This window comes from Clostridium sp. MSTE9, from assembly GCF_000277625.1.
Classification (GTDB): domain Bacteria; phylum Bacillota; class Clostridia; order Oscillospirales; family Acutalibacteraceae; genus Faecalispora; species Faecalispora jeddahensis.
In genome coordinates this window covers 76,306-88,277 of sequence record NZ_AKFU01000053.1, presented here as the reverse complement: position 1 = coordinate 88,277, position 11,972 = coordinate 76,306, and the positions used below count along the sequence as shown (strand labels likewise).

10 protein-coding genes are annotated in these 11,972 nt (G+C 51.0%); all 10 read left to right on the top strand.

The genetic code is table 11. The features are described from left to right. Nucleotides 1-269 precede the first annotated feature (269 nt). Complete coding sequence (locus HMPREF1141_RS15885; protein WP_035317310.1) at nucleotides 270-1,664, top strand: sigma-54-dependent Fis family transcriptional regulator; 1,395 nt, start codon at nucleotides 270-272, stop codon at nucleotides 1,662-1,664. A gap of 418 nt (nucleotides 1,665-2,082) precedes the next feature. Next, on the top strand, nucleotides 2,083-3,603 hold the full coding sequence (locus HMPREF1141_RS15880; RefSeq protein ID WP_035317307.1) for a 4-hydroxyphenylacetate 3-hydroxylase N-terminal domain-containing protein: 1,521 nt from the start codon (nucleotides 2,083-2,085) through the stop codon (nucleotides 3,601-3,603). Between the two features lie 74 nt (nucleotides 3,604-3,677). Next, nucleotides 3,678-4,532, top strand: a complete 855-nt coding sequence (locus HMPREF1141_RS15875) for a 3-hydroxyacyl-CoA dehydrogenase NAD-binding domain-containing protein (protein ID WP_009066393.1) — start codon at nucleotides 3,678-3,680, stop codon at nucleotides 4,530-4,532. Between the two features lie 12 nt (nucleotides 4,533-4,544). Then, nucleotides 4,545-5,333: an enoyl-CoA hydratase-related protein gene (locus tag HMPREF1141_RS15870; protein WP_009066416.1), complete on the top strand. Its 789-nt coding sequence runs from the start codon at nucleotides 4,545-4,547 to the stop codon at nucleotides 5,331-5,333. Nucleotides 5,334-5,344: 11 nt separating this feature from the next. Further along, nucleotides 5,345-6,928, top strand: coding sequence for an acyl CoA:acetate/3-ketoacid CoA transferase (locus tag HMPREF1141_RS15865; RefSeq protein ID WP_009066320.1), 1,584 nt, complete (start codon nucleotides 5,345-5,347; stop codon nucleotides 6,926-6,928). Nucleotides 6,929-6,937: 9 nt separating this feature from the next. Continuing rightward, nucleotides 6,938-7,873, top strand: a complete 936-nt coding sequence (locus HMPREF1141_RS15860) for a hypothetical protein (RefSeq protein ID WP_009066431.1) — start codon at nucleotides 6,938-6,940, stop codon at nucleotides 7,871-7,873. Continuing rightward, a complete protein-coding gene (locus tag HMPREF1141_RS15855) occupies nucleotides 7,870-9,045 on the top strand; it encodes a thiolase family protein (RefSeq protein ID WP_009066438.1) in 1,176 nt (391 codons plus the stop codon). Before HMPREF1141_RS15860 ends, HMPREF1141_RS15855 begins: the two co-directional genes overlap by 4 nt. Nucleotides 9,046-9,113: 68 nt before the next feature. Next, complete coding sequence (locus HMPREF1141_RS15850) at nucleotides 9,114-9,425, top strand: NifU family protein (protein WP_009066337.1); 312 nt, start codon at nucleotides 9,114-9,116, stop codon at nucleotides 9,423-9,425. 290 nt (nucleotides 9,426-9,715) lie between these two features. Beyond that, nucleotides 9,716-10,915, top strand: coding sequence for an MFS transporter (locus HMPREF1141_RS15845; RefSeq protein ID WP_009066295.1), 1,200 nt, complete (start codon nucleotides 9,716-9,718; stop codon nucleotides 10,913-10,915). Between the two features lie 194 nt (nucleotides 10,916-11,109). Then, on the top strand, nucleotides 11,110-11,952 hold the full coding sequence (locus HMPREF1141_RS15840; protein ID WP_009066314.1) for an N-acyl homoserine lactonase family protein: 843 nt from the start codon (nucleotides 11,110-11,112) through the stop codon (nucleotides 11,950-11,952). Nucleotides 11,953-11,972 lie beyond the last annotated feature (20 nt).

Genomic DNA, 11,972 nt, shown 5'->3' with positions numbered 1-11,972 from the left:
CGGCTTCTGCCGTATTCCATAAAAGGCGTCCCAAATGTTGTGATGGATTCAACATTTGGGGCGTCTTTGTGATTGCCGGGGGAAATCGAGAGGTCCGGATCACCTGCTCTGTTCTGAGTGCAAGCGATTGTTTCCTTTCTGCACTATGGGCGAAAAAACTGAATAAATTTTTTGGATCAATAAAATAAAAAGTAGACACAATATACTTGTTGGTGAAGATAGCCCGTGATACAATGTATATATAATATACATAAGGGGTAACTGTGATTATGGAGAAACATAAAGCAATTACGACCAAAACAATTCAAAATTGGGACAAGGAATTTCTGTTTGATATTTTAGAGAATATCTCGGACGCGGTGATGATAAACGACGCGGATACCACCATCGTTTACGTAAACCACGCTTATGAAGTGATCCTTGGCATACCTGCGGAAAAAGCCGTCGGCAAAAGGCTGAGGGATATTGAACCGGATGCGATCGCGATCAAGGTGATCGAGACGGGGAAGCCGTCCCACAACATTGTGGATTATCTGCGGACCGTGAACATCCACGCGGTCGGGATGAGCTTCCCTATTTATAAAAATGATGTAGTTTCCGGCGCCGTCTCTATTTTTAACGATGTGTCGGAGATCGATAAGCTGACAAAGGAATTGCAGAGAACGCGGGAAATCAACAAGTATTTTCAGCAGGAGCTGGAAAAGAAGCATTTGCCCCAGTCGTTTTCAGAATACATTTATTCCAACAATAACATTAAAGACATGCTGTTCCTTGCCTCTAAGGTGGCGAAAACAGACGCTACCGTTTTGATCCGGGGAGAAAGCGGCGTGGGAAAAGAAGTGCTGGCCCGGGCCGTTTATAAAGAAAGCAAGCGGAACAAAATGCCCTTTATCAAAGTGAACTGCGCCTCTATCCCGGAAAATCTTCTGGAAAGCGAATTGTTCGGCTATGAGGACGGAGCCTTTACAGGGGCAAAGCGGGGCGGGAAAATCGGCAAATTCGAGCTTGCCCAGGGCGGAACGATCTTTCTGGATGAAATCGGCGATATGGCGTTCAGCATGCAGGCCAAGATCCTGCGGGTACTTCAGGAGAGGGAGATCGAACGGGTGGGCGGCACAAAAACCATCGCTTTGGATGTAAGGGTCATCGCGGCGACAAACAAGAATCTGGAAGAGATGATCGAGCAGGGAACCTTCCGAAGCGATCTGTATTACCGGCTGAATGTGGTTCCTCTCAACATTCCTCCTCTGAGAGAGCGGAAGGATGACATCATATTGCTTTCCAGAAGCCTGCTGGAAAGGCTGAATAAAAACAGCGAAGAGAAGGTGTCCCTGTCCTCAGACGTGATCAAGGTGCTGCAAAAATACAACTGGCCCGGCAACATCAGAGAGCTGCAGAATGTGCTGGAGCACGCGAATATCATCAGGACAGGCAATCAGGTCGAAGTAAAAGATCTGCCGAAGTATATCGTTCCAAAAGAATACAAGCTGGATGTGAAGCATTTGGAAACATTCAACCTGAAGTCCAATATTGAAATGATGGAAAAGGAGCTGATCCGGGAATCTCTGCTGAGAAATCATAACAATAAAAGCAGGGCGATCACCGAGCTTGGCATATCGAGAAGGACTTTCTATGAGAAGCTGAGCAAATATGGATTTGAATAAAGGGCGGAAGAGGTCATTCCCCGAAAAGAACCGGCAAGCGGTGCTTGCCGGTTCTTTTCGTCTCCGGACGCCCGGATGCCGTTATTACAAACAATTGGTCTCTTCGTCGTCGGCTTTTTTGAAAGTATAGAATCTATACAATCTTTTTCAGGCTGCGGCGAAATGTTATTTATACTTTATACACCGTCCGGCGCCGCGTTCCCAAGAAAGGATTCGCGGTGCCGGATTTGCCTTTTTAAGGTCTTTTCTCTGTTCACGATATGGAACAGGCGCTGCATTTGTCCGGTTCATGGCGGAAAAACGACAAAGGGCTGGGAATCATTGTCTTTTCCGGGCCGGTTGGCACGCCAATTGCTTATCTATCCATTGAACGATGGGGAACAAAGCCTTTATTACAGAATCGAAAGGAGTAAATAAAATGCCAGTAGGAACATTTGAGCAATACCACGAAAGGCTGTTAAAAATGCGGCCTAACATTTATGTAGGGGGGAAAGTGATCGACCGTTCCAGTCCGCTGATTGATTCGGGCCTGTATGTGATGCGGCAGACCTTTGATTGTGCCCATGACGAGAGGTACAGGGAGTTTTGCACCGCTACCTCTCATCTGACAGGGGAAACGATCAATCGGTTTACCCATATTCACCAGACCGAGGACGACCTGTTAAAGAAGCAGAAGATGACAAAGCTTTTGTCACACAGAGTGGGCGGATGTATTCAGCGGTGCATGGGGATCGATGCCCTGAACGCATTGTCTGTTGTTACTTACGAGATGGATCAGGCTCTGGGAACCACATACAACGAGAACTTTTTAAAGTATCTGGCATGGTGTCAGGAGCATGATATCGTCGCCAACTGCGCCCAGACGGATGTGAAGGGCGACAGAATGAAACGGCCCTCCGAACAGGCGGACCCGGATATGTACCTGCGCATTGTGGAAACAAGACCGGACGGGATCATTGTCAGAGGAGCCAAATCTTGTAACTCTTCAGCTCCCTATGTGGATGAGATCATCGTAACGCCCACCCGTTTCATGGGGCCCTCCGATAAGGACTACGCGGTATCCTTTGCGATTCCCGCGGACTGGGAGGGGGTCAAACTGGCGGCTCTGCCGGGTGTGAGACACAAGAGAAACCATATCGATGCGCCGATCGCGCATGTCGGCGATATGGAATCGCTCACCATCTTTGACGATGTTTTCGTTCCGAACGATCGAATCTTCATGAACGGCCATGCAGACCCCAGGCAGACGCCCTACGCCGGATTTTTGGCGCTGATGTTCGCGCATTTCCACCGGCATTCCTATACGGGCTGCAAGCCCGCCACTTCAGAGGTGTTGGCCAGCATGTCCGCGCTGGTGGCCGAGTACAACGGGATCGAAAAGCAGTCCCATGTCAAAGGAAAGCTGGCGCACATTATCGGCATCGCAGAGGTGGTTTTTGCCTGCGGAATCGCAAGCGCCATCAAGGGCCAGAAATCGCCCTCCGGAACCTATATCCCCGATGAAATCCTGACGAATGCCGGCAGAAAGCTTGCCGGTGAAGAGATTTACAACGAGAATAAAATCCTCGCGGATCTGGCCGGCGGCCTGATCGCGACGATCCCGATGGAAGCGGAGTACTATTCCGATGAGGTCGGCGAGCTCCTGAACAAATATATTATGAGAAATCCCAATATCTCTGCGGAAAATGTCCACAGATGCTTCCGGATGATCGAGGATCAGATGCTCTCCGAATTCGGCGGCGGCATGATCGTCGCGGGTCTGCACGGCGGCGGGTCCCCCGTAATGGAAGAAGTGGCGATGATGTCCAGATATCCGCTGGAGGAACTGAAAGGCATCGCGAAGTACCTTGCGGGCATCGAGCCGGAAATTCCTGTGTTTGACAGGCAGTATGTGACACCCAGAAAAATGCTGGAGAAATTTGCGAAGTATACCAAGTAAGCCAAATGAAATGAGATTGTTTTGAGCGATATATAAAGTCTTTATATATCGCTCAAGCACTATGGAGGCAACGTATGGAAATGAAAACGATAGGAGTCGTTGGCGCCGGCACCATGGGGACCGGGATTGCCCAGACAGCGGCTGTCATGGGTTATCACGTCATCCTGAGAGATATTGAAATGGAGTTCGTCAACGCTTCTGTAAATAGAATGGATCAATATTTTACGAAATCGGTCGCAAAGGGCCGGATGACCGCCGAGCAGAAGGAAGAGGCGTTGGGGCGGCTTACCAAGACCGACCGGCTGCAGGATCTGGAAGAGGCCGATCTGGTGATTGAAGCGGTACTGGAGAATATGGAGCTGAAAAAAAGCGTCTTCCAGGAGCTGAATCAAATCTGCAAAAAGGAAACGATCTTTGCGTCGAATACCTCCTCTATGTCGATCACGGAAATCGGGAAAGAATCGGGGCGTCCAGACCGGTTCTGCGGAATCCACTTTTTCAATCCGGTTCCCGTGATGAAGCTGGTAGAGGTGATCCGCGGACTCAATACGTCCGATGAAACGATGGAAACCGCGCTGTATTTCGCGTTGTCCCTGGGGAAGACCCCGGTGGAAGTCAAAAAGGATTCCCCGGGCTTTATCGTCAACCGGCTTTTGCTGCCTTATTTGAATGAAGCTGCCAAAATGCTGTCGGAGGGGGTGGCGACCGTCGAGGATATAGATACCGCGGTCCGGCTGGGGCTGAATTATCCGATGGGCCCCTTCCAGATGATCGACTTTGGCGGGATGCAGCTGACGGTGGATGTTCTGAATTATTTCAAAGAGGAATTCAACGACAATTCTTATGCTCCGCAGCCCCTTTTAAGGCAAATGGTCCGTGCGGGAAAGCTGGGGCCGAAAGCGGGAGAAGGCTTTTACAAATACGAATAGGGGCGAACTGTCATGCAAAAAAAATTTGAGAATGTGATTTTGAACCTCGATGAGGGGATCGCCACCATCATGCTGAATCGCCCGCAGGCAATGAACGCCTTGTGTGATGCCCTGAATACGGATCTGCTGGAAGCAATCCGTTCTGTCTATGCGGACGGCATGGTAAGAGCATTGATCATCACCGGCAGCGGCAAAGCGTTTGCGGCCGGCGCCGACATCAAAGAAATGATGAACGCAAATCAGTTCGATGCGGAGCGAACGGCGAGAAAGGCCCATTCGATCAACGATATTTTGGAGGCTCTCCCCATCCCGGTGATTGCCGCGGTGAACGGGCCCGCACTGGGGGGCGGCTGTGAAATCGCGCTGTCCTGTGATTTTCGGGTCGCGGGCGAAAGCTCGGCGTTTGGCCTGCCCGAGGTGGGCCTTGGGATCATCCCCGGGGCCGGCGGGACGCAGCGCCTGACCAAAATCGTCGGCCCTGTCAAGGCAAAAGAAATCATAATGGCCGGCAAAGTCGTGAAGGGGAAAGAAGCGTATGAAATCGGCCTGGTGACAAAATGTGTTCCCGATGAAAAGGTTCTGGAGGAGGCCTTCGCACTGGCGGAAAAAATCAGTCAGAAACCGGCAGCCGCCCTTCAGTATGCCAAGTCGGCGATCAACTACGCGGTGGATAACAATGTCCATACGGGCAGCCAATACGAAAAATCCTTATTCTCTCTCTGTTTTGAAACGGAGGATCAGAAGGAAGGAATGAAAGCGTTTGTCGAAAAAAGAAAACCCGATTTTACCAATAGAAGATGAGGGGAATCAGGATGAAACAGATCATTCAGTCCAGCGAAATCAAGAATTATGTCAAAGACGGAGACACGCTGTTTATTACCGGTATCACCCTTGGGGGATATGCGGATGAGGCGGTCAAGGAAATCGAAAAAAGCTTTTTGGAAACGGGGCACCCGAGAGATTTAACGGCATATTGGACTTCGTCGATCGGGGACAGAGATACCACCGGAATGGCACACCTGGCCCACGAGGGACTTTTGAAAAGGGGAGTCGGGGGCCATTTAAAGGGTTGCGGGCGCAATATGGTAAACCTGACGGCCTCGAATAAAGCGGAAATCTTCAATTTCCCCCAAAGCGTTACCGCGACGATGGCGAGATATATCTCCGCCAAAAAACCCGGCGTTATCACCAAAATCGGCTTAGGCACGATGATGGACCCCCGCATGGAGGGCGGCGCGATGAACGACAGGGCGAAAAATGCCGAGCCGCAGGTGGAGCTGATTGACATTCATGGTGAGGAATGGCTGCTTTACAAGCTCCCAAAAGTGAATGTCACCTTGATCCGGGGCAGCATTGCGGATGAAAAGGGCAATATCTCTATCTATCGGGAGGGCTACAAGCTCAACCAGCTTTCCGCCGCTTCGGCGGCAAAAGCCTGCGGCGGCATCGTGATCGTTCAGGTGGAAAGAATCGTGAAGGCCGGGAGCATCGCGCCAAAAGATGTGGCGGTTCCGGGCGTCATGGTGGATTACATATTTTGCGCCAAACCGGAAAACCACTGGCAGACGGGAAAATCGTACTATAACCCGTCGTTCAGCGGGGAACTCAGGGTACCGCTGGAAAGTGTGGAAAAAGAAATGCTGAGCGCGCGCAAGGTCATTGCCAGAAGAGCCGCGATGCTGATGCGCAGGGGGGATGTCTGCAATTTGGGGGTGGGAATCCCGGAGGCCGTGTCTTCCGTTGCTGCGGAAGAAGGTGTGCTGGACGAAATCACCCTTACCACGGAAGCCGGGAATATGGGCGGCATGCCGGCAAACAAGCACGACTTCGGCTGCTGCTGGAATCCGGAAGCGACCATAGAAATGGCGGATAATTTTGATTATTACGACGGCGGCTGTCTCGATTACGGCTGCCTTGGAATTCTGCAGATAGATGCCGACGGGAACGTCAACGCCAGTAAATTAAATGGCGGTGGAATCGGCGTGGGCGGGTTTATGGATGTTGCGGCCGGCTCCAAAACGATTGTCTTTACCACCATCTTTGTCGGTGGAGTAGAGGTCGAGATCAAAGATGGAAAACTGAAAATCCTGAAAGAAGGGAATATTCGAAAATTCCTGTACAACATCGAACAAATTTCCTTCAATGGGGAGCTGGCCCTAAAAGATGATAAACAGGTTTATTACGTCACGGAAAGAGCCGTGTTCCGGCTGATGCGGGAAGGGCTTGAGCTGATCGAAATCGCTCCGGGGATCGATCTGCAGCGCGATATTCTGAACCAAATGGATTTTGAACCGATCATGAGAAATGTTCAGATGATGCCGTCAGAGCTGTTCAACGAGCAATGGGGCGGGCTTGCCGAAAGTATGGAAGGCAGCCATCAGAAAAAGGAAGGGTGAGAAAAACAGATGCATCAGGACAAATGGAAGGAGAACTATCCTGTTCTTGCCCAAAGCGAGGGGGCCTTTTTGCTCGATTTGGGGGATGGGATCGCCGCTCTCGGCTTTGCAGGACAGGACGACCGGATCTGTTCCGAAACAGCGGGATGGGCGGCAGGAATTTTAAAGGAAGTAGAAGCAGAATGCAGCGGCGTCGTGGTATTTGGTGCCGGTGAGAACCTTTGCTGTGGGAATACCGCGGAATCGGCTGAAAATTTAGCCGATATTTCAGGGGCCTTTCAAAGCCTGACGACAACGATCCGGCATTATGGCAAGCCGGTCGTCACATTGCTGACGGGCCAATCCGTCGGCTTTGGCTATGAAATTGCGCTGAACAGTCATGCCGTTATCGCGAGCCCTGCCGTCACCAGGTTCGGGTATGATTTCTCCCAGGGCCTGCCGCCCATGGGCGGCGGCCTGACGGCGCAGATTTTAGATGTCTATTCCATCGGGGACAACGTCCCCGGGCACGATATCATACCGTTTTTAAAAGCTTTGCTGAATACGGTATATGTCCCTAAAAAATACGAGAATCTATTCGAAGCGAAGGCAAAGGGACTCCTTCCCCAAAACGCCGCGATCCTTGCGGAGGGGGAAGATATTCTGGAAAAAGGGAAGCAGAAGGCGCTCCATCTGTATCAGGAAGGATTCTGCAAAACAGAAGAAAAGCTTGTGGCCGTTTCCGGAACCACCGGCCGGGCCGCCATGGAAATCACCATCGTGAACGGCTATGAAGGACTGTTCGTATCTCAGCAGATGTACCCGATCGCTCTGAAAATAGCGGGGATCATAGGGGGCGGGAATGTTCCCAAAAAGACTTTCGTTGCGGAAAAGCAGTTTCTGGAGCTGGAAACGAGGGCTTTTGTTGAAATGGCGCAGCAGAAGAGAAACGGGGGAAGCATATGAGAGAAGCAGTCATTGTCAGTTACGCGCGCTCTGCGGTCGGGAAAGCGCCGAAAGGAAGCCTGAAAAACACAAGGCCCGAAGATTTGGCGGCTCAGACCCTGCGCGGACTGATGGCCAGAACGCCGCAGGTTTCTTACGGGGATGTGGAAGACATCATCATGGGGAACGCGTTCTCTGAGGCGGAGCAGGGCCTGAATATCGGCAGAACGGCCTCCGGGCTTGCGGATTTTCCAAACGAGGTTCCCGCGCAGACGGTCAACCGGTTTTGTTCCTCAGGGGTTCAGACCATTGCGACGGCCAGCAACGCCATACTGGCCGGCAACATCGATATCGCCATCGCGGGCGGAGTCGAGAGCATGAGTACCATTCCCGGCGGCGGAAATATGCATTTTCCCGAACCGAATTTGTTGTGGTCCAACCCGGGACATTATCTTTCCATGGGGATCACGGCCGAAAAGGTGGCGGAAAAATTTCAGATCAGCCGCGAAAAGCAAGACAAACTTGCTTTGAGAAGCCACCATCTGGCGGAAGCCGCACAGAAAAACGGGTATTTCGCCGAGCAGATCGTAGGGATTCAGGCGACCAGGGCGCTGGAGGACGGTACGGGTCAGGAGACCTTTTTGTTTGATCAGGACGAAGGAATCCGATACGGGCAAACCATCGAAGCTTTGCAGGGCCTGAAGCCTGTCTTTAAAAAGAACGGTACGGTAACGGCGGGCAATTCCTCCCAGACCAGTGACGCGGCGGCGTTTTTGCTGCTGATGACAAAAGAAAAGGCAAAAGAGTTTGGGCTCAGGCCGATCGCGAAGGTCAGGGGGTTCACGGCTGTGGGCGTGGCGCCGGAAATTATGGGGATTGGGCCTATGTTTGCGATTCCCAAGGTATTGAGGCAGACGAATCTGACCATCAGGGATATGGATTTGATCGAACTGAACGAGGCGTTTGCCTCACAGGCGATTGCGTGTATGGAAGGGCTGAATTTGCCGGAGGAAATCGTCAATGTCAACGGCGGAGCCATTGCGTTAGGTCATCCGTTGGGCGGGAGCGGGGCATTTTTGACCTGCAAAATGCTCAGTGAACTCAGGAGGAGGAAACAGACGCTGGGATTGGTCAGCATGTGTATCGGCGGGGGCATGGGGGCGGCCATTGTATACGAAATGCTGGAATCATAGAATGGGCCTTTTCAAAGCCGAAAGCAGAAAAGAAAAACAGTGATACTATTACGAAAGGAGGGGGTGTTATGGCTGAAATGGGACGCGAGCCGTCAGAAGAAATGGAAGAACAGGTGCGCAGCGTGATCAAAAATACGATCAATCCGGAGCTGTTAAAGCACAATGGGTGGATTGAACTGGTACAGGTCACGGGGGATACTGTCTGCGTCAGGTTTCGGGGGGCGTGCAGCGGGTGTCTGTCTATTTATGAGACGCTGGATGCGATCGTGAAACCGAAGCTTATGGAGAAGGTGAAGGGAATACGGGATGTGATGGTTTCAGATGAAGTCAGCGAGGAACTCATTGAATTTTCCCGCAGTCTATTTACTCATCAGAAATGATCTGCAGAAAGACCGGTTCCGTTTTAGGACCTTTATGCTCAGAGCGCCGCGGGCGGCGCATCAGAAGACGGTGTGCCTCATTTCAGATGGCCTTTCAGACATGCGGAAAGAATCGCCGGCCCATGCAGCGGGCCGGGCCCAAATGTGTTCTGCGTTCAGCAGACGGCAAGCAATCACCGCTCTTTCCGGATCTGTGGCTTTGGTTCCCATTCGGTACAAACCGACAGCGCATTCATTGCTTTCAGGTAAAACATTCAGTCAACAAATCGTAATGAGGAGGAGAGTTATTCATGGATGTTAAGGAAAAAAGGGCCAATCGAATCGCAATTGTATCCGGCTCGGTCATGCTGATGTCGTCGCTGATCATTTCTTCGATTTTGGCAGATATTGCAGAGGTTTACCCCAATGCAAGCGTCGACTCCGTTCAGATGGTGCTAACGATTCCAAGCCTTATGGGGATGCTGTTTGCTTTTATTGCGGGACCCTTGTCCATCAAGTTTGCTCAAAAAAATCTGCTGCTGGGGGGAATGTTCCTGGGCCTGATCGGCGGCGTGATCGCGTTCTTTTTCGGCGCAAAAAGCCTGACCATTTTATACATATCCAGCCTGCTGATCGGAATCAATCAGGGAATGAACGGAGCATTGACAAAATCACTGGTCTCGGAATTTTTCGACGGGCAGGAGAGAAACGACATGATGGGCTATCAGGCTTCCTCCTCCACCGGAGGCAGCATGGTCATTACATTTTTTGCCGCAATCCTCGCCGGAATCGCCTGGAATTATTCTTATCTGATTCTGCTGCTGTTTATCCCCGCGCTGATTCTCGTGAACAAAAACCTGACCTATGTCGCTCCCACACCGCTGCAAAAGGATGACAGGACGGGCACGAAAGACAGACTCAACGGTGCGGTGTACTTTACCGCCGCAATCATCTTTTTTACGTATTTGTTCCTTTATACCTATCAGCTGAATATCGCCATGTTTATTAAATCTACCGGGCTGGGCAATGCCACTGTCAGTGGATATGTCAACACCGTTTTCCCGATCACGGGGATGCTGACGGGCTTTGTCTTTGGCAAATTCAGAAAAGTTCTGGGGTATAAAACCATACAGCTGGGGCTGCTGGTGCTGGCGGCAGGCTTTATGGCGCTGAATATTTTCGGAACTCTTCCCGCGGCATTTTTCGCCAGCTTCTGTACGGGCGTCGCGCAGGCGTTCCTGATCTCGAGCTGCATGCTTGCCACATCGGAGTATGCTCCCGCCTCCCTGAGAGCGACGGGCATTTCCCTCGCGATGGGGATGCTCAATTTGGGAATGTTCTGTTCTCCGCTGGTCATCAACAGAATCTTCAACGCGTTCGGCGCAAGCGAGGTTGCGTTCAAATTTATGATTTCGGCAGTCGGACTGATTTTATTGGCGGTTGCTTATACGGTGCTGAGTCCTGTATTCTATAAAAAGAAGAAGGAAAACACAGAAAATGCACCCGCGTAAATTTACCGCTTGGTTTTCGATTTTCGAATTGTTTTTACAGGAAGCCGATTGGCACGATAGTTCCGTTTATCGCTTGCTTGCGGAAATACAGTCGAATACAAAGGGGTGCATGCGGGCCTGCGGCTGACCGGCCTTCCCGGCAAATGAATCAAAATAACGGTTCTCCCCAAAATCAGGATTAGGAGGCTTTTCTTATGAATCGGTATTCCATTCAAATTTTAGAGTATGCAAACACAGACAGCGCTCCTGTTTCCGGCCAAATCGCAAGCGCCCACAATGGCGGCTTTATGAATTTAACCATGTCTTATCAGTTGATTGAGGGCAACGGCCATAAGATATTGGTTGATTGCGGCGTGAATTACGAAGAGCCCGCTTCAAAGGCCATTTGCGAAGCCTACGCGTTTCAGAATACGAAAATGCCGAAAGAGGTCTTAGCGCGGGTCGGCCTGACGCCGGAAGACATTGATACGGTTATCGTAACCCATTGCCATTTCGACCATATGGGCGGGCTGAAGCTTTTCCCCAACGCGCATTTTTATATTCAGAAGGATGAATTGCTGAACTCGCTGGCAGCGTTATCCCTGCCGAAAAAATTCAATCGGGCAAAAAATGCGTTTCTGCCCTGTGACATCAAGACCGCCTGCGAATACGTCTGCGACGGCAGAATGACCTTACTCGACGGTGATCAGCAAATATTTGACGGCATACGGGTGGTCGCTCTTCCCATGGGCCATTCCTACTGCGGCCAAATCATATTGGTAGAGGTGGAAGAGGACGGCAGGAAAGTCGAGAAAATTTTAAGCGGCGATGTTGCCTACGTTCAGGAAAACGTACTCGGCCTGAATAACGACGGCGTTTATGTCCCGTTTACGGCGGTAGGCTCCCCTGTCACGGTCGTCGAGCAGATCGACAAAGCGTATGCCTTGGCCGGGTATGACATCAAGAACCTGATTTTTAACCACGAGGTACGAAACTATAAGACATATGAATCCACAACGTATGAAGATGGACTCCATGTCGCAACTGTCGTCCGTTAAATCATCCGGAGTATATAGGA

Excerpts from the sequence above, each read along its gene's own strand:
- HMPREF1141_RS15840 (WP_009066314.1), top strand. The coding sequence starts at position 11,110 with ATGAATCGGTATTCCATTCAAATTTTAGAGTATGCAAACACAGACAGC.
- HMPREF1141_RS15855 (WP_009066438.1), top strand. The coding sequence starts at position 7,870 with ATGAGAGAAGCAGTCATTGTCAGTTACGCGCGCTCTGCGGTCGGGAAA.
- HMPREF1141_RS15850 (WP_009066337.1), top strand. The coding sequence starts at position 9,114 with ATGGCTGAAATGGGACGCGAGCCGTCAGAAGAAATGGAAGAACAGGTG.
- HMPREF1141_RS15845 (WP_009066295.1), top strand. The coding sequence starts at position 9,716 with ATGGATGTTAAGGAAAAAAGGGCCAATCGAATCGCAATTGTATCCGGC.
- HMPREF1141_RS15880 (WP_035317307.1), top strand. The coding sequence starts at position 2,083 with ATGCCAGTAGGAACATTTGAGCAATACCACGAAAGGCTGTTAAAAATG.
- HMPREF1141_RS15875 (WP_009066393.1), top strand. The coding sequence starts at position 3,678 with ATGGAAATGAAAACGATAGGAGTCGTTGGCGCCGGCACCATGGGGACC.
- HMPREF1141_RS15885 (WP_035317310.1), top strand. The coding sequence starts at position 270 with ATGGAGAAACATAAAGCAATTACGACCAAAACAATTCAAAATTGGGAC.
- HMPREF1141_RS15865 (WP_009066320.1), top strand. The coding sequence starts at position 5,345 with ATGAAACAGATCATTCAGTCCAGCGAAATCAAGAATTATGTCAAAGAC.
- HMPREF1141_RS15860 (WP_009066431.1), top strand. The coding sequence starts at position 6,938 with ATGCATCAGGACAAATGGAAGGAGAACTATCCTGTTCTTGCCCAAAGC.
- HMPREF1141_RS15870 (WP_009066416.1), top strand. The coding sequence starts at position 4,545 with ATGCAAAAAAAATTTGAGAATGTGATTTTGAACCTCGATGAGGGGATC.